This window comes from Streptomyces sp. NPDC094034 (assembly GCF_040303865.1).
Lineage (GTDB): Bacteria > Actinomycetota > Actinomycetes > Streptomycetales > Streptomycetaceae > Streptomyces.
The window spans coordinates 142,371-160,012 of record NZ_JBEOUD010000010.1; the positions used below are offsets into that span (position 1 = coordinate 142,371).

The window sequence follows — 17,642 nt, forward strand, 5'->3', positions numbered from 1 at the left end:
TACCATAGGCACCTGACGCCTATCGGACTCCCTCTTCTGCCTCTTGAACTCATTCATGACGCGCGGATTCCGCGCCCACGGTTGGCTCTTCTCGTAGTACTTCGTCACGTACGCCAGCTCCGCGTTTCGCACCTCCTCCAATTCCGAGCGCAACATGGGCACATTCTCAGGAGCGTACTCAGCCCACTGCTGCCGATTCATGCCCGTTCGATCCCCGTAGATCTGGTTCAGCCGCGCTTCCAACCGTTCCTGCGCCGTGTGTAGCGGGGCGTGGGCCTCCAGCAGCTGGGAACTCACGTATTCCGTCACGCTCGTGTCCGAAGCGATAGCCAGTCTGGCTGCCGTTGCTATATGTTCCATTGATGGCATTTACCCTCCCATGGATCGCGCACGGAGCCCGCATGAACTGAACAGCGGTGGCCGGGTGCATGGGTGGCCCGCTTCTTCGGAGCGCCCCGCATCCCTCTATACGAAATCAGAGGGGAAGGAGTTCACCCCTGCTGTGGGTGTCCCGAGGCAGGTTGCCGGGCTTCTCGCGTCGGCCGCTCTCGCCCCACTCCCAGCCCTTAGTGAACCGCATCCGGACTATGAGCGTTGAAGAGGTGACAGTGCCTTTGGAGTTGGGTGGTGCGGTGACCTTCAGTGAACCTGCCGAAGACCACAGCCAGTGACTCCTGCCGGTGTTTGCGCGCGATCACGAGGAGGAGACATGCAAGCCGACCATTGGTTTCCAACTGTCGAAAGTTCGGCCGCCACAGAGGTGGAGGAGAGACTCGGCGGGCTTCGCAGCGAGATCGTCGACGTGTGGACCCTGATGGGGCAAGACGGCCAGGCCACGAACACGAGGGAAGCCGCTCGGGAAACGGCGGAGTTCGGGTCGACCGTCTATCGACTCATATGGGAAACCATGCGGGACGACCCCTCCTGGCGCGCACCCGAGGCTCAGGAGGCGCTTGAGGTGGACTGGGCGATCTTCGCGCAAGCCAGGGAACTTGCCTACGGCGCGCTCGGATTGGAGGCCCCGCCGCTTCTGATGTGGGAACCGAACCGGACAGCGCCGATCACCCCGGCTACCGCTGTTCCGGCGCCGGTCGCCGCGGCCGTCCACGCGACGCTTCCCGCTGCCTCAGGATCTCCGTCCCGGGCACGGTCGCACAGCAGCGCCGCCGCGGGGCCGACAGCCGTGGCTCGGCCCGCGGCTCCGCGTAGACATTCGGTGTCCGATCGGCCCCAACGACCTGGGCCCAGGTAGGCGGGCCTGGTCATAGGGTCCGCTCACCACCCGCTACGCGCGGCTCTCGTCCTGTTCGGAGCGGCAGCCCGCATCGCTGGGAATGCGCGGGTCAGCGCCCGGTCGGCGCGAAGGTCGGGACAGGAGAGGGCGGAAGGGCGCCCGCGGTCACGCGGCGCGAGTGCGGTCGTTCAGGCGGCAGAGCCTGTCCCTCATCGCCTTGGCGCCCGGGTGATCGAAATTCTCCCAGATGGCCAGTGCCTTCAGCCAGCTGGCGCGAGCCGCCTCGGCCCGGCCCGTGGCCAGTTGGACATCGCCGAGATTGCTCAGGGTGTAGCCCTCGCCCGTCTCGTTGGCGACGTCGCGATGTGCGTCGAGCGCCCGGCCGTAGTGCTCGACGGCATCGTCGTAGTGATGGAGTTGGTGATCGATCGTACCGAGGATGTCGAGCACCACACCCTCGACCCAGCGATTGTCGATGGTCCGCAGGACGGTCAACGACTGCTCCAGGCAGTCCCTGGCCTCGTCGAACCGGCCGAGCTGCTGGTAGGCGTCGCCCAGATTGGCCAAGGCGATCGCCTGCCCCCAGGTGTAGCCGACGAGTTGGAACATGACGAGCCCTCGCCGGCTGTACTCGATGGCCTTGTCGAGTCTGCCGCTGTTCAGGTAGACGTTGCCCAGGTTCGCGACGGCATGCATCCTGCCGTACCTGTCCCCCAGCTCCCGGCGGAGGACCATCTCCTGCTGGTAGTAGTCGATGCTTTCGTCGAAACGGCGGAACTGCGTCAGAGCGCCGGCCGCGTCCCCGAGGGACTGGGCCTCGCCCCCGCGATCGTGGGCCGCGCGGGCGGCCGCGAGAGCTGTCAGGGAGGTGTCGAGCCAGTCATGGAGATGGCTCCGGAGATAGAAGAATCCCCACAGACTGGCCGCGAGTTTCCAGGCGATGGCCGATCTGCCGGACGCGGCGGCCTGGTGCACAGCGGCGACGAGGTTGCCGCGTTCGGTCTCGCACCAGTGCAGAGCCTGGTCGTGAGCCGTGAACCACAGGGGGCGGCAGCCGACGGGCGCCGGTTCCAGGGGAATGCGTCGGCGGTGCGGGGCGAGGAGGGGATATGCCGCGTCCACGGTGTGCAGGTACCAGCTGAGGAGCCGCTCCACCGCCCGGTCCCGCTCCTCCGGTGACTCGTCGGTGTCGACTCGTTCGCGGGAGTAGACGCGCAGGAGGTCGTGCACGGTGTAGCGGCCGGGCAGGTGCTCGATGAGCAGGTGCGCGTGGGAGAGTTCGGCGAGCAGGCCGCGGGTCTCCCGCAGGGTGAGGCCCGCCAGGGCGGCCGCGGCGGGTGCGGAGATGTCCGGGCCGGTGTGAAGGCCCAGCAGACGGAACAGTCGCGAGGCCGGGGCGGACAGGGCGTCGTACGACCAGGAGAAGACGGCTCGTACATCGGTGCTGAGATCACCGCTCACGAAGGCGTCGAGACTTCCCTGGGTGTCGTGCAGCTCGTCGGCGATGGCGCTGAGCGGGAAGCCGGGGTTGATCGCGGCCCGGGCGGCGACAACGGAGAGTGCCAGAGGCAGCCGAGCGCCGAGTGTGACGATTTCGTCCACCGCGGCCGACTGTGCGCTCACTCGCTCGTCACCGAGTCGGAGCCGCAGGAACTCGTGTGCGTCCGCGGGGGTCAGCTGATGCAGAGTGAGCGGCTGCGCTCCCTCATTGGCTATCAGGCTGGTGAGTTGGTTGCGGCTGGTGACGATGACGAGGCAGCTGGGCGAACCGGGCAACAGTGGCCGGACGTGTTCAACGTCGCGGGCGTTGTCGAGCAGGATCAGCATGCGCCGGTCCGCCATCAGAGTGCGGTACAGCGAGGCCTGGGCCTCGGGTTGCGTGGGGATGCGCCGTGAGGGGACGCCGAGCGCGTCGAGAAAGATCCGGATGGCCTCCTCCGGCGTCACGATCGAACCGGTCGCGTCAAAACCGCGCAGGTTGATGAAGAGCTGTCCGTCGGGAAAACCGTCGGCGATCTCATGAGCCAGATGGACGGCCAGAGTTGTTTTGCCGATTCCCGCCATGCCGCTCACGACACCGATGGTCATGGCCTCCGAGTGGCCGCCGTCCTTCGGCACCAGCGCGCGTGCCCGGTCGAGTTCGGCGCGGCGACCGGTGAAAGTGGCCAGGTCGGCGGGGAGCTGGGCAGGACGGCAGATCGGCACGCCGGGGGCAGGTGCTTGATCGACCTCGTGTCGCGGGGGCGGAGCATACTCAAGTGACGCGTCGCCCGTCAGAATGCTGTGGTGCAGTTCCCTCAGTGCGGCGCCGGGTTCGATGCCCAACTCGGCCACCAGCGTGCTTCGTGTCGTGCGATAGCTCGCCAGCGCCTCCGCCTGACGCCCCGATCGGTACAGGGCGAGCATAAGCAGTTGGGACAGTCGCTCCCGCAGCGGATGCTGGCTGGTCAGAGCGGCCAGCTCGCGAACAATGGTCTCGTGTCGCCCGAGCTGGATATCGATATCGAAGCGCGCCTCAAGAGTGCTCAGCCGGAGTTCGTTCAGCCTGGAGCGTTCGGCCTCGGCGAGCGGGCCCGCCAGCCCGGCCAGGGGAGTTTCGTGCCACCCGTCGAGTGCGGCGTACAACAGCGTTGACGCGGCGGACAACTCGCCCGCGGCGCGCAGCTTCGTCGCCCGGGCGACTCGCCGCTCAAACACGCCCAGATCCAGGGCCTCTTCGGGGACACGAGCCAGATATCCGTCAGTGGCCGAGACGATCACAGCCCGGGACTCGGAAACTCGATCGGGCTCCAGGATCTTGCGCAGCCGGGACACATAGGTTCGCAGAACGGGTACGGCCGTCACCGGCGGATTCTCACCCCAGACGGCGTGGACGATCTCGGCGGTGGTGACCAGACGCCCACGTCGTAACAACAGCACCGCCAGTACCACTCGCTGCTGAGGCGAACCGAGCGGCAACTCCTCGTCCCCACGCCATACCCGGACCGGCCCCAACACGGCGAAACGTAGAGAGACTTCGTAGCCTGTGTCCACACATCGACTATACAAAGACCGGCTGCGAACGCCTTGTCCACGATGACCGCGTCGGGCCCGAGGCAGGACCCCCGGCACCAGGGCCCCCCGGCACCAGGGCCCCCCGGCACCGGCCCGGGGGCACCCTCGGCTCGTCCATGACCGTGTCGACGACGGTGGAGGCTATCCCAGCTTTTTCTTTTTCGAATCCTTTGCGTTCGGGGCCGAGCCGCCCGGCCGACTCTGCCCGCTGGACGCGCCAGGCGGATTGGGGGCTTGCCGCGTTCTTGTGAATCCATCACCTTCCATCAATTGCCGAAGTGCATCGGGGCCCCTGAGGTCCCCCCGCAGATTGGCGGCTATGGGGTTTTCCGCGACGGGCACCGGCAAAGAGTCGGCCACGCGCGTAAAAGTTCGCGAGAAATTCGGGACTTCACCACTTCTGACCTCGGGGGGCCCAGAATGGTCATTCGAGTCCCGCATGTCACCGACATTTATACCGGGGTCATGTCCGAGCGTCGGTGAATCGGAGCGCACGATAGTGGGCTGGTCCGATCCAAGAACGTCCGAATCAGGACGCTTTACAGAATTTTCGGGGTCGTTCCCCATGATTTTCCACACCTTTCTCTGAGTTGGGCAGCGAGCCGTTCGGTGCCGGCGTGGGCGCCGAAGAACCGCATGAGGACGATGGCTGTCTCAGGGGCGGGGGATGTTTCGCAGGTTGGCGCGGGCCAGGTCGAGCATCTTGCCGACGCCGCCGTCGAGGACTGTCCGGCCCGCGGCGAAGGCGAATCCCTTGACCTGGGCGGCCGAGATGTGCGGCGGGATCGACAGCGCGTTGGGGTCGGTCACCAGATCGACCAGGAACGGTCCGTCGTGGGCGAGCGCCCGCTTGAGTCCCTGAACGACATCCCCGGGGCGCTCGACGCGGATCGCCTCGATGCCCGCGCCGCGGGCGATCGCCGCGTAGTCCACCGGCTCGTGGTCGGTCTCGTGCTCGGGCAGCCCCTCGACCAGCATCTCCAGCTTCACCATGCCCAGCGAGGAGTTGTTGAAGACGATCGTCTTCACCGGCAGATCGTGCAGCTTCACGGTGAGCAACTCGCCCATCAGCATGCCCAGTCCGCCGTCACCCGACATCGAGATCACCTGGCGGCCGGCGTGAGCGAACTGCGCGCCGATGGCATGCGGCAGCGCGTTGGCCATCGTGCCGTGCAGGAAGGAACCGATCACCCGGCGTCGCCCATTGGGGGTCAGATAACGCGCCGCCCACACGTTGGACATGCCGGTGTCCACGGTGAACACCGCGTCGTCGGCCGCGAGTTCGTCCAGAACCGATGCCGCGTACTCGGGATGGATCGGGGTGTGCCGCTCGACGTCACGGGTGTAGGCGGAGATCACCGTCTCCAGCGACTTGGCATGCTTGCGCAGCATCCGGTCCAGATAGGTACGGTCCCGCTCCGCCCCGACCAGCGGCAGCACGGCCCGCAGCGTCTCCCGGACATCGCCGTGCACCCCGAGTTCCAGAAGTGTGCGACGGCCGAGACGGCCCGCGTCGTGGTCGATCTGCACGGTCCGTGCCTGCGGCAGGAAGTCGTTGTACGGGAAGTCGGTGCCGAGCAGGACGACCAGGTCGGCCTCGTGCATCGCGTCGAAGCAGGCACCGTAGCCCAGCAGACCACTCATGCCCACGTCGTAGGGGTTGTCGAACTGAATCCATTCCTTGCCCCGCAGGGTGTGCCCGACGGGGGCGGCGGTCTTCTCGGCCAGCGCCATGACCTCGGCGTGCGCGTCCCGCACCCCCGCACCGCAGAACAGCATCACCTTCCGTGCCGCGTTCAGCCTCTCGGCCAGCCCCCGAACCTGTGTGTCCGGCGCCACAACCCGGCCGCGCTCGGTAACCAGGTCGCCGCTCCCCGTCGGATGAGTCGCCTCCTCGTGCGCGACATCACCCGGTATCACCAGGACCGACACCGCGCTGTTGCCAAGAGCCCGCTGCATGGCGATCCGAAGAACCCGGGGCATCTGCCCGGAGGTGCTGATCATCTCGCAGTAGTCGCTGCACTCCGTGAACAGCCTTTCCGGGTGGGTCTCCTGGAAGAAGCCGGTGCCGATCTGGTGGGACGGGATGTGCGAGGCGAGTGCCAGCACCGGCGCACCGGAGCGGTGCGCGTCGTACAGTCCCTGGATCAGATGCGTGTTTCCGGGGCCACAGCTCCCAGCACACACCGCGAGCTTGCCGGTCAGCTGTGCCTCCGCCGCCGCGGCGAAGGCGGCGGCCTCCTCGTTCCGTACATGCACCCACTCGATACCGTCGGTACGGCGCACCGCGTCGACCACCGAGTTCAGGCTGTCACCCACCACACCGTAGATCCGCTCCACGCCCGCCTGGCGAAGGATGTCCACCATCTGCTGGGCCACGGTCAGATTCCGCATCGCCGGACTTCTCCCCTCGGGCCGCGCACCTGTCTCAGGTGACTCTCGACAGCCCCAACGTAGTTGATGCATCCACCATAAGGAACGCCCGATGAAGAGCGGAACCGAGTACCCCGGCGACACCGCACGACCAGCGGGCCACCAGCCCCGACCACCGGTTCACACTCACCGGGACCGACGATTCTGATCACCGGCATTGAATTTCTGTTGATTCTCCTTGAGAGGGAGACTTCCGTGGTGAGGCTGAGCGCTTTGACCGGGGGCCGGTTGCACTCCGGCACCGGACGGAGGAGCGTATTCCTGTACGCCACTCACCAATGAACTGACATAGGCTTCGGTCAGTGAGTCGCTGCGCTCGATGTGCGAGCGGGGTTCGACCGGCAGGCGCTCGGTTTCATGAGACTCAGCTGCCTCTTCTTCTTGAATGACGGCCAGTTTTAGGTTCAAAGTGGAGAGGGAAAGATCTCCCTCGGAGCTGCTCTCCAGGGAATCAGAAGTCCCTGACGTTTCCACCGAAGACATGGTCGTTGCTCTTTTTAGCGAGCCATAGGTCGCAGCCCTTGAGAGCTGTTTCGGACTTTCCGTCAACACTCCGGAATCCCATCGATCTCCCTCAAGACCTGACAGCGTCACAGTCAATGTCGGATCATCGAATACTTCATGAAAGTTACGAAGGGAGTACTGCGACACATTGGCGCCGACACGGTCATAGCTCTTACCCGCGTTCGCCATTTGGCGATCGTGCCAGCGTTTTTGCCGACCCCAGAACTCCGGCCCTGACGGGCGGGGCAGGGAATCGAATTCTTCTTGCGACTTGACATCAAAGCCGGCCGTTGTTTCAAGGCTCCAGGTCCTGGAATCCCTCGGATCCCCCGCCAGTCTCATCACCCTGACACGTATGCCGAGCACGCTGCCATCCTCAATCTTTTTTCGCAGATGCGGCCATTCGAGCCGAGTCAGCACGCTGCTCTCCACCACTCCCCCGAGTACGACTGCGTTTGCCCACCCCTGGAAACCTTCCACAAATGCAACTGACAGCTGTTCCCACAGACGCCCCATGGTTGGCGAGGCAGCCCAGTCGTCAAAGCCCCAGGAAAGCTTGTCCATGAGAGCGCCGGCAACCGTTTTCTCCAGAGGTAACCCGCCATCCTTGGCTGCCACTTTCGCGGCCGGCTCCACTTCCGACTTGGACCAGAGGTAGCCGTGCGCCGAGTTGGACTCGGCCTCATGGATTCGTTTGTCCCGAAAGTCGTCGTCCTCGTTGTGGGCGCGCCACCAGTCATATGAGACTTGGAAGCCATGCCGATGCCTGAATTCCTCTACCAGCCTGTCCGCTCGCTGTTGGCCGGCCGCAATCTCATCAGCCGTCCTGTCTCGATGTATCGACATTCCCTCACTGTGCAACTGATCCACATAAGCATTCAAACTCTCCATAAATTTGGCATCGTGATGCAAATTCAGATTCTGCACACGGGCGGAGAGCGTGGCTTTACATTCGTAGAATTTCGCTTCATCGAATTTCGACACGCCGAATTTCCCTTTCATGCGATGTGCTCTTCAGGTTTGATGGCTTGGTGCGCTTCCGGCGAGCTCGACGGGCAGCAGCTGAGGTCGCGTGGGGGCAGGGGCCTGGACGTGAAGAACAGCCTGGTGGACGGTGTCACGAGACCGGCGAAGGGAGACATTTCCGGACGCACCTCACCGACCAGCCGGCGGCCGAGGTCCCCTTTGCCTCTCAACGGCCCCGTAGTGCGGATGGTTCAAGGCGGAGGATCACCTCGCGGTGTTGCCGGAAGCGGGGTAAGGCGTGCGTTCCGGAGCCGCGAAACTCAGTGAACCTCGGACGTCCCGTGTGCGTTGTGCTCACCGAGCAGGCACGACCCGCACATTCCAGAAGCCCGCCGACAATTCCCCTGACGCGCGATGGGAAAGGAACACGATGACGGTCGACACCGCTGACATCGAGAAGAATGATCCATCACCCTCGGAGGGTTCCTCCGAGGAACCGCCACCTTCCGCACCCCGGTTCATCCTCTATCTGGAGGGACCTGAGTACGCGAAGAATCTGCGCCAGCTGACGCTGTGGACCCACCATGTGCTGCTGCCGGTCTACGGCAGGGAGATCACCTCCGCCGCCCCCTGGTGCTCCCGTTGGTGGGAGCACCAGGAAGCGGTGGCCCAGCTCCACGGCCTGTGGCTCGCCTGGGCGGATTTGACCGGCCCCGGCTCCGGAATGGCCGGACCCGCCAACTGGCACCGGGACTACCTGGGGCCGGTCATGCAGTCGCTGCGAGATCCGTCGGGTCCCTTCGCCGGCTGCAAACCCGGCAACCACCGGCCGAAGGAGAAGCCCCCCGTCGATGCCGTCGACCCATTCGGCCCCGACCGGGGCAGGGGCCCGAGCTAGGGTTTTTCGTTTGGATCAGGCCCAGGCCCTGCCCAGTACGCCGGGAGGAGCGTCAGCTCTTCACGAACCGCCACTGGTGGTCGTCGCGGTCATTGCAGGGGTAGATGGTGAGCGTGGCGTTCGCGGGCTTCTCCCTCTCCCCCCGCGCTATGTCGAGACACATGTCGCCGCTCATCTGGTTGCGGATCCAGTACGTGCCGTTGGGGCGCTTGTGGAACCACCAGAGCATGTTGTCCTCAAGGATCGGCTTGCAGGTGAACTCGGTCACCCGCATCGAGACCGGAGCGGGATCGTCGTCGTACAGATCCAGACAGCGCCCGTCCTTGACGTTACGGATCAAGTACAAGTCGGCGCCGCCGGTGCCGCGGCCCTTGTGGGTCAGCTTCAGGGTCCATAGCTGGTTGTCGGCGCTCGTCGAGTCGCACGGGCGAGCGTCCTGGACCCTGCCGTGCTGCTTGCCCTCGCCCCGGCCGGGAAGATCGACGCAGGAGCCGAACTTCTCGTTCTTGATCAGGACCGGACCGGTGGGAAACTTGGGGCCGGTCGCCCTGGGCTTCGTCGGCTTCGGCTCGGGCTCCGGCTGTACGGGCTTCGGCTTCGGTTTCGGCTTGGGAGGGGCGGGCTTTGTCTTGGAGGACGACGGCGTAGGCGACGGCGACTTCGTGACCGAAGGCGACGGCGAAACCGTAGGCCACGGGGTGCTGGGGGGCGAGTAGCTCGGTGGCCGGAACAGCATCGGGGAACTGCTCGCCTCCTGGCCCGAACCGGCGGCCTGATTCTTTCCCTCGGCACCTCCCGATCCCGCGCCACTGCCCAGCGCCACCAGCGAGCCGACGACCAGTACCGCGACGGCGGCCGCCACACCGCCGATGAACAGAGGCCGCTGGAACAGCCCCGGCCGCTCGTACTCCTCGTCCGACTGGGGCTGCGCACTTGACCGGGCGGCCTTCTTGTCCGGCACCGCGCGAAGAGCGGGAGGCGGCGTGGAGCGCGGCCCCGCGGGCGGCTCCGGCAGTGCGTTCGTCCTCGTCTCGTGACCGGTGTCCGGGGCCTCGGTCCCGGTCCCGGTCCCGGTCCCGGTCTCGGCCCGCGGCCTACCGGACCCGAACGGCTCGACAGGCTCCTGTTGCCGCCGGGCACGCTCGCCGGGACCGTCGGCCGCGTCCGGCCCCTTCTCCGCCGCCTCGTCCGCGTCCTTCGCACGCTGCTCCAGCAGCTTGCTGGACCCGTCCGGCGCGACCTCCACGATCGCCACATAACCCGCCGACGGGTCGGAGATGGCTCCCGTCACAGGAGCGTTCAGGCCGCGCGCGTATCCGTGCAGCATGTCGAGGATCGCGACATCGACCGGCTCGCCCGGCATCACGGCCACCGGATCGCCGTCGATGGCGGCGGAACCGTCGCCGAAGATGACCACCGAGAAGTGGGCGGGCGGCTCGGGCCCCGGGCCGGCGGCTTCGTCACCTCTGTTCATGTCCATTCCTTCCTTACGGTGTCGGCGCGCGGACTCGCACGGGCACCGCCCACGCCCCACGCCAGCTCTGCGCACACCGCAACGGACACCGGAGCGAAACAGTTCAACTCCCAGGCACCGTCCGCAACACGCGGGTGAGGTCACGGAAGCCCATCGGCTTGAACCGACTACGGTCTCCAACCGTTGTCGCTGAACATGCACTACCCCTGACCACTTTGCCGTGAAGGTCACAGATCGGTCGTTCAGGAGACGCCTTCGACGGCCCCGTCGATACGCCCACATTCCCGAATGGCAGGAGGACGGCATGCCCGATACGGACAGAGTTGACAACCGCGAGGAAGAGCAGGAAAAGGGGTGGAGCGCCTGGCTGGGGAAAGCGGCAACCGCGCTCAGGCCCGTGGGGGGAGCAGCCCGGAAAGTCTTGGCTTCGAATAAGGCCATGACCCTCGCAGCGGGCCTGGTCATCGGGGGACTTCTGCTGACTCTCGCTCCGGGGGTGTCTGCTGCCGTGGTGGGTTTGATGATCGCTGGTGGAGCGGCCCTCGGAGTGGGTGCGTTCGGCAGTCGGCTGTCAGAGAACAGGAGGATGCGCGAACGCCACCAAGCACGGGAACAGAAACGGGAACAGCAAGCGACAACGGGCAGTGCGGACCGGAGCGCGATGCTGGAGGCGTTCAAGGCCATAGCCGAAGCGGCCGGCCATAACCAAACGCGCCCCGTACAGGATTACCACCGACAATCCCAGCCCAATCAGCCCCTGGCCGCGGCTCCCGCTACCGATTGGCCCCTGGCGGCGATCGGGCAAGCAGCGCATTTCCGCCCGGGAACCCCTGGATCCGAGCAATCGGACGAATGGGGCTACCAAGAGCAGAGGGGCTACCAAGAGCACCGACCGCCATCACCGTCAGTCAACGGGTCCGAGGACTACGGAACCATCTCCGGAAATGAATGGACGGCGAGAGCGGCACGCGATTATTCGCCAGGCCGGTCACCGTCTGGCCAGGGGCAAGGGTCCCTCTCCTCGGGCCGGTCCGTGTCGTCGGTGCAAAACTTCTCCAAGCCCAGGCGCCGGACGGGATGATGGGCCTCACCGGCCCAGCCGCGCCCCGAACTCCTGCCCGGACCAGTTGGTCCGGGCAGGCTCGCGTATCGGCACGGGGTCGGACGGGCATGCCTGCGACGTCGTACTCGACGAGAACGTCGCGGGCCGGTCTATCGCCCCTTGCCCTTGCCCTTGCGCTGAGGGGGCGCAGTGGTGTCAATGCGGAGCCTGGGGTTGTGCGCGCTCGCGCGCATCCGGGGCTCGCGGTCCGACGATGGAATGGTGTAGGGCCGCCTCAGCGGCGCCAGCTGCTGTTGAGTCCGCAAAAACTCGGCGGGTGTCTGCTCGTCGGAAGCGGCGGGCTGTGGATACCCGCGAGACGGCGCGGCGCGTTGGAATCCCATCGCAAACGGCGTCGTGACATCCTGCCCCACCGACGCCCACGCGGCCGTTGAATGAGCCGACTCGGGTTCCTGGTACGTCGGCCCCGACTGCTGCTGCTGCTCCGGGTACCCGCGAGACGGCGCGGCCTGTTGGAATCCCATCGCAAACGGCGACGTGACATCCTGCCCCACCGACGCCCACGCGGCCGTTGAATGAGCCGACTCGGGTTCCTGGTACGTCGGCCCCGACTGCTGCTGCTCCGGGTACCCGCGAGACGGCCGCGCGGATCCCCCCTGGGTGTAGCCCTGGGGTGGCTGCTGCGGCGGATAGATGTCGTTGGCCCGCAGATCGGGTGAAACGCCTGCCTGCCACTGCTGCTGCGCTTCCGTCAGATAGCGCGTCGGCGTCCGCCCGTTGTACACGTTGGTCCGCAGATCCTCTGAAACGCCCGCCTGCCATTCCTCCCGCCGTCGCCGCGCTTCCGCACTGTTGGTTGATCCTGGATTGGGCTCCATGCACGCACAACGCGATATCCCCGGCCACGGTTCAAGACCCCGGCGCCGCACCCGGCAGCGCCAGGGTTCACCGGCTCCCTGCCACTGACGAGAACCCCAACACCGCATGTTCCGGGCGCACTGAAAGACCACACACCGGTCCCGCCGGATCAACTGATTCGGCAGGGCCGTGATGCCGTGCCGCTGTTCAGGGGGTCAGGTCCAGTACGCGTACCGCCTCGCCAACCCGCCGCTGCGGGAGGGCAGTCGCGATGACTGTTCCGTCGGGGCACTCCGGCATGGGCTGCGCCGCGGGGCGTTTGACGGTTTTGCCGACGTCGTAGCGGGGTGCGGAATGGCGGTTCTTGGTCCCGGGCGGTCGTCCGGGACCAGCGCCCCGAGGTTGGGGAACACGGGCCGGACAGAGCAGGTGGGCTCGGATGTTCCTGAACCCCCCGGCGGGCCCGGGCCGGAGTGAGGCGTTCGGGCCTGGTCGGCTTCTCCCAGGGCCGGCGGAGGTCGGCGGCCGGCACGTGGCGGAAGCAGTGAGGAAAACTTTCGACTGGGGCCGTGCACCGGGCAGGGGGCAATTTCGGCCGACTGGTGCGTGCTTGAGGGTCCGCAGATGCTGTTCTGAAGACTCGATCGTGGCCGCGCTGGAGACCGGCCGTCAGAGCTTGCATCGCGCCCCGTCGGCAGGAGGCTCAAGGTCGACGAGGTAGGAGGCCACGGCGTCGTTCACGCAGACGTTCCCGGCTAGCAGGGCGCCGTGCTGTTCACCCTCGACGGTGAGGAGGCTGCCACCCAGCGCCTTGGCCGTGTTGATGCTGCCCTCGTGCGGAGTGACGGGGTCGCCCGTGACGGACACGGTGAGGGTGTCGGGCAGGCCCTTGATGTCGGTGGCGTGCGGGAAGCCAAGGGTCGGCTCGGCGGGCCACTGCTCGCAGCCGTCCCGTACCTTCTTGACCGGACGACCGTGGTCGGAGTACGGCGCGGCCTTGTACCACGCCCGGGCCAGCGCGGTCTCCTGCGCGGGCGTATGGCGCTCCTCGTCCATGCAGTTGATCGCCAGATTGGCCTCCGACGAGCTGGAATAGGTGCCGTCGGGAGTACGCCCGTGGAAGTCGTCGCGCAGCTTCTGCAACGTGTCACCCTTGCCCGAGCTCAGCTCGGTGATGCCCTTGATCGCGGTGGGCCAGCTGGCCTCGGAGTACATCGCGGTCTCCACGCCCTCGACCGCGCCGCTGAAGGTGAGGTCCCGTCCGTCGGAGGTCTGCGCCGGCTTGTCGATCAGCGGCCGGACGAGCTTCTGGAACTCCTCGGTGGCGCGCTCGGGGTCAGTTCCGAGCGGGCAGTCCTGCTGGGCCGCGCAGGCGGCCGCCAAGCGCTCGAACGATGCCTGCAAGCCGGTGGCCTGCTGGATGCGCCGCTCGCGCGTGCCGGCCGTCGGGTCCAGCGCCGCGTCGAGGACCAGTGCGCGAACCTTCTTCGGGAACATCTCCGCATATACGGCGCCGAGCCGGGTTCCGTAGCTGCTGCCGGCGTAGGAGAGCCTGTCATCCCCCAGGGCCTGACGCAGCACGTCCATGTCCCGCGCGGCGTCGCGGGTGCCGACGTGCTCGAGTACCTCAGTCCCGCCTGAGCGCTTGCCGCACTGCTCAGCGAGCCGGCGGGTCTCCTGCCGGTTCCAGTCGTCCAGGCCGGCGGGGATGGAGTAGAGCTTCGCGTCGCGATCGCGCTCGGCATCGGTGAAGCAATCGAGCGCCGGCTTGGAGGCGCCGACTCCGCGCGGGTCGAACCCGACCAGATCGAAGCGCTCGGTGATCAGAGACTTGCCCCATACGACGGCGGTCAGAGCCGCGTGATCGGTGCCGGGGAAGCCGGGACCGCCGGGGTTCAGCACGAGTGAGCCGATGGGGTCCTGACCACGCGCGGACACCCGCAGCAGCGGGATCTCCACCTGCCTTCCCTCCGCGTCGTTGTAGTCGAGCGGCACCTTGAGCTTCGCGCACTCGGCCTTGACCGCCGGGACACCGGGCGGCAGCTTCGGGTCGCACGGCTTGAAAGCCGGCTTCTGTTGGTAGAAGCGTGCCAGGTCGGCGTCGGAGGCGGCGACCGTGTTGTCGGAGGCGTCGACTTGCCGGCAGCCCAGCAGCGTAAGCAGGCTCAGAGCCGCTGCGCCGATGACGACGGTCGTTTTCTTGTGGTGGGGCATACGCCACTCTCCTGTTTGTCGGAGCTGAGGTCAGCGGGAGTAAAGGGGCGGAGGTCCGAGCTGGTGCGCGTCCCGCTGTGCGGCACCGAGACGGGCCTGTCGAGCAGCAGCCGGGTTGCGCCTGGCCGGGAGCCTCCAGCGAAGATCACCACAGTGTCCTGTCGGCGGAGGGTCAGCTGCCCACGCCAGTCACGGAGGTGGAAGAGAGCCCTGCTGAAGAGCTGCCACCAGCGAAAACTGCGCAACTCGCGGCTGTCTCCGGGCTTCAGCCGCGCGGCAGCTCGCCGCTGGCGCATCTGGTCGAACATGCCCCGCTCCCGTCCTCCACAGACCGGCCACCAGCACGCTGTGCCGGCATCGACGCCAGACGCTAGCACACTGTACTAGTACGGCGTGTTGGTAGGATGCGGCCGTGGATGTACCCAGAACAGAAGCAACCAGCTCGAAGCCGCGTTCCCGCGATCGGATCCTCGCGGCGGCCGCCGCGATGCTGGGTGAGAACCCGGCTGCGCAATTGAGCGTGCGAGCGGTCGCCGCCAGAGCCGGCGTGAGCACGGGCTCGCTACGGCATCACTTCCCGACGCAGCGCGCCCTGCAGGACGCCGTGCTCGCAGGCATCTACGAGTTCGTGTTTCCGGACGACCCCATCCACGACACGACTCTTTCCGCGCGGGACCGGCTGGTCGGATGCCTTCGGCAGATGCTCGTGTCCGCCGGGACCGGACAACAGGCGCGAGAGCTATGGGCCACGACCTACGAAACGTTCATCGCCTCCGAGCCGACTGAGGAGTCCCGGTCGGCCTACCTCGCCATCGAGCGGCACACGCGGTACCGCGTGGAGCACTGGCTGTCCGTCCTCGCCGGCGAAGGACACATCACTGAAGGCGACAACGCACAACGCGCGAAGTTCCTGCTCACCGTCGTCAACGGGCTCTCGGTCGAGAGGGCACTTCCGAGCTCGGAATCCCTGCTCGCATCCGAGACCGCAACGCTGTTCACTGCCGTCGACAGCCTTCTTGGAACTCCTGACAAAGTGAGACGTTGACCAGCCGTCGCCAGCAGATGATGCCGCAGGCCAGACTGAGGAAGGCTCCGTGGATGTCGTCGCGGATCTCCCAGCGGATGCGCAGTCGGCGGAACCGGTGCAGCAGTGCGAAGCCCTGCCGAAGTCTGGGCGACATGGCAGGACGTGAGGGAGTGAGCACGCAGCCGTGCACGGCGAGAGAACACCCCACTCTGCCCCATGATCACGGGCGGGCCGATGCTCGCCGGAAAGGGCTGTCGGTGCGGGGGCTTTTGCGGGTGAGGCGGCGGGTCATGAGGGTAACAGCGGCCCAGGTGATGAGCGTCTCGGAGTGCTGGACGATTCGTTCGTAGTCCCGGGCATGGCGCCGTGCGTGCATCATCCACGCGAGAGAGGGAGCAACTGCTGCCGCGACGTGGTGGCGGCCGGATTGGCCGTGTACCGCTACGACTCAGGTCTCGTCGTGGCCCGGGAGCGTGACGTTCTCCGGTAGTCGGCCGCCGCCGGCGCCGAAGGTCGGCAGACCGTCCGCAGGTCAGCGGATACGGTGCATGGATGCAGATCAACGCGGATGCGCAGGATGAGCCGGGGACCGCGCTGCTACTGGTGGCCGCCCCCGTCGGCAAGGGCAAACTCACCGACGCGGGCGGCGTGATACCCGTGCTCGCCGCCGTACCGCCGACTGCGCTCACGGACACACCGACCGCCACACTCATCGAACTGGCCGATCCCGTCGACCCGCAGGCAGTCCTCACCCGGATCCGGGGCGCCGCCGCCGCCGAGGGCCCGCTCACCGTCGTGCTCGTCGGCCAGCTGCAGCTCGACCGCCGACAACAGGCCGTGCACCTGGCGCTCGCCCGCACCACGCCCTCGACCCTCCGATACACCGCGCTCCCGTGGGCCTGGCTCGTCAACGAGCTCCAGCAGCGCAGACCGGACGCCACCACCCTGTACGTGGACCTGGTCGCCGACGCCGAGGTCTGGCAGCTGCTCGACAAGGAGCCACTCGAACTCCCCAACGGCGCCCGTACATACGGCGTCATCGCCCCACCGCCCGGCCGCCGGCGGACCACCCACCCCGCCTACACCCACGCCCTGGCCCAGATCCTGCGCACCGGCCGGCGCTCCGCACCGGACCAACTGCACCACGAGGCCCTCCGACGCGCGGCCACCGTCGAGGACGCGCTGATCCTCGGCCCCGAGCGGCCCGCAGCCGGCGTGAGCACGCAGCTGCCGTCCACGCGTCCAACGCCCCCTGCCCAGGCGCCCCACGCGCCGCCGCGGGCCCCGGCCCCGGCGGCGCGGACACTCGCGCCGCCCATCGGCGCCGCACCGGTCCAGCTCCCACCGTCGCCCCTTTCCTCGGCCCAGGCTCAGCCACCCGCCGCTCAAGTCCCGCCCGTACAGCTCCCTCCGCCGCAGCGGGCACAGCGCACCGTCTCACCGGTCCACGTGCCCAGCGTCGCCACGGTGCCCGCCCCGGACGACCCGCACGAGCGGATCGCCGCGCTGTCACAGGCCGGCCGCCACCGGGAAGCCGTCGCCCTGGCGCTCGCCGCCGAGCAGCGTGCCGTGCAGAGCTTCGGCGCCGACACGTACGCCGCCGTCCACTGGGTCGAGGTCCGCGCCCACCTTGCCTCCGTCGCCAACGACCCGGACCAGTCCTGCGCGTTGTGGCTCCATACCGCCCAGATCCGCCTCGACACACTGCGGCAGGCCCCCGACGCGCACGACGTCGAGACCGCCGTCGACCGAGCCCATCACCAGTGGGACAGGATCCGCGACGCCGCCCACGCCCGCCGCCTGGCCCCCCAGCTCGTCGCCCAGCGCCGCCGGATTCCCGGACGACAACGCGCCGCCCTCGACGCCATCCAGAAGAGGCTGGAACAGCTGAACAGCCTGCCCCCGAGCTGAGCGCAG

At 67.2% G+C, this 17,642-nt stretch carries 9 protein-coding genes and 2 pseudogenes; 3 read left to right on the plus strand and 8 right to left on the minus strand.

Annotated elements, in window-relative coordinates:
* Positions 1 to 1,399: 1,399 nt before the first annotated feature.
* The 3 genes from ABTZ59_RS12480 to ABTZ59_RS12490 all read right to left on the minus strand — a co-directional run bounded on the left by ABTZ59_RS12480 (position 1,400) and on the right by ABTZ59_RS12490 (position 8,227).
* Complete coding sequence (locus ABTZ59_RS12480; protein WP_351394929.1) at positions 1,400 to 4,267, minus strand: AfsR/SARP family transcriptional regulator; 2,868 nt, start codon at positions 4,265 to 4,267, stop codon at positions 1,400 to 1,402.
* A gap of 675 nt (positions 4,268 to 4,942) precedes the next feature.
* The gene (locus tag ABTZ59_RS12485) at positions 4,943 to 6,682 is read right to left on the minus strand and encodes a pyruvate dehydrogenase (protein ID WP_351394932.1); all 1,740 of its coding nucleotides are present in this window, start codon (positions 6,680 to 6,682) and stop codon (positions 4,943 to 4,945) included.
* Positions 6,683 to 6,847: 165 nt separating this feature from the next.
* The gene (locus ABTZ59_RS12490) at positions 6,848 to 8,227 is read right to left on the minus strand and encodes a hypothetical protein (protein WP_351394935.1); all 1,380 of its coding nucleotides are present in this window, start codon (positions 8,225 to 8,227) and stop codon (positions 6,848 to 6,850) included.
* 394 nt (positions 8,228 to 8,621) lie between these two features.
* Here ABTZ59_RS12490 and ABTZ59_RS12495 point away from each other — a divergent pair, with 394 nt between their 5' ends.
* Entirely contained in the window at positions 8,622 to 9,089 is a 468-nt protein-coding gene (locus ABTZ59_RS12495) for a DUF4913 domain-containing protein (RefSeq protein WP_351394937.1), read from the plus strand.
* A gap of 52 nt (positions 9,090 to 9,141) precedes the next feature.
* On the opposite strand, the gene ABTZ59_RS12500 is transcribed toward ABTZ59_RS12495, so the two are convergent.
* The 4 genes and pseudogenes from ABTZ59_RS12500 to ABTZ59_RS12515 all read right to left on the minus strand — a co-directional run bounded on the left by ABTZ59_RS12500 (position 9,142) and on the right by ABTZ59_RS12515 (position 14,698).
* Positions 9,142 to 10,563: an RICIN domain-containing protein gene (locus ABTZ59_RS12500; RefSeq protein ID WP_351394940.1), complete on the minus strand. Its 1,422-nt coding sequence runs from the start codon at positions 10,561 to 10,563 to the stop codon at positions 9,142 to 9,144.
* 1,212 nt (positions 10,564 to 11,775) lie between these two features.
* Entirely contained in the window at positions 11,776 to 12,504 is a 729-nt protein-coding gene (locus tag ABTZ59_RS12505; protein ID WP_351394943.1) for a hypothetical protein, read from the minus strand.
* A gap of 292 nt (positions 12,505 to 12,796) precedes the next feature.
* Positions 12,797 to 13,010 (minus strand): annotated as a pseudogene (locus ABTZ59_RS12510) (NF041680 family putative transposase); the annotation flags it as partial.
* Between the two features lie 143 nt (positions 13,011 to 13,153).
* On the minus strand, positions 13,154 to 14,698 hold the full coding sequence (locus ABTZ59_RS12515) for an alpha/beta hydrolase (protein WP_351394946.1): 1,545 nt from the start codon (positions 14,696 to 14,698) through the stop codon (positions 13,154 to 13,156).
* 412 nt (positions 14,699 to 15,110) lie between these two features.
* On the opposite strand from ABTZ59_RS12515, the gene ABTZ59_RS12520 reads away from it, so the two are divergent.
* Positions 15,111 to 15,743 carry a TetR/AcrR family transcriptional regulator gene (locus ABTZ59_RS12520; RefSeq protein WP_351394948.1) on the plus strand — a complete coding sequence of 211 codons (633 nt, stop codon included), beginning with the start codon at positions 15,111 to 15,113 and terminating at the stop codon, positions 15,741 to 15,743.
* 211 nt (positions 15,744 to 15,954) lie between these two features.
* Here ABTZ59_RS12520 and ABTZ59_RS12525 read toward each other — a convergent pair.
* Positions 15,955 to 16,125, minus strand: a pseudogene (locus ABTZ59_RS12525) (IS5-like element IS4811 family transposase); the annotation flags it as partial.
* Between the two features lie 152 nt (positions 16,126 to 16,277).
* On the opposite strand from ABTZ59_RS12525, the gene ABTZ59_RS12530 reads away from it, so the two are divergent.
* Entirely contained in the window at positions 16,278 to 17,636 is a 1,359-nt protein-coding gene (locus ABTZ59_RS12530; protein WP_351394951.1) for a hypothetical protein, read from the plus strand.
* Positions 17,637 to 17,642: the final 6 nt, after the last annotated feature.

What these genes read in the sequence shown, in the direction of transcription:
- ABTZ59_RS12485 (WP_351394932.1), bottom strand. Translation starts at nt 6,682, where the DNA reads ATGCGGAATCTGACCGTGGCCCAGCAGATGGTGGACATCCTTCGCCAG.
- ABTZ59_RS12490 (WP_351394935.1), bottom strand. Translation starts at nt 8,227, where the DNA reads ATGAAAGGGAAATTCGGCGTGTCGAAATTCGATGAAGCGAAATTCTAC.
- ABTZ59_RS12495 (WP_351394937.1), top strand. Translation starts at nt 8,622, where the DNA reads ATGACGGTCGACACCGCTGACATCGAGAAGAATGATCCATCACCCTCG.
- ABTZ59_RS12500 (WP_351394940.1), bottom strand. Translation starts at nt 10,563, where the DNA reads ATGAACAGAGGTGACGAAGCCGCCGGCCCGGGGCCCGAGCCGCCCGCC.
- ABTZ59_RS12505 (WP_351394943.1), bottom strand. Translation starts at nt 12,504, where the DNA reads ATGGAGCCCAATCCAGGATCAACCAACAGTGCGGAAGCGCGGCGACGG.
- ABTZ59_RS12515 (WP_351394946.1), bottom strand. Translation starts at nt 14,698, where the DNA reads ATGCCCCACCACAAGAAAACGACCGTCGTCATCGGCGCAGCGGCTCTG.
- ABTZ59_RS12530 (WP_351394951.1), top strand. Translation starts at nt 16,278, where the DNA reads ATGCAGATCAACGCGGATGCGCAGGATGAGCCGGGGACCGCGCTGCTA.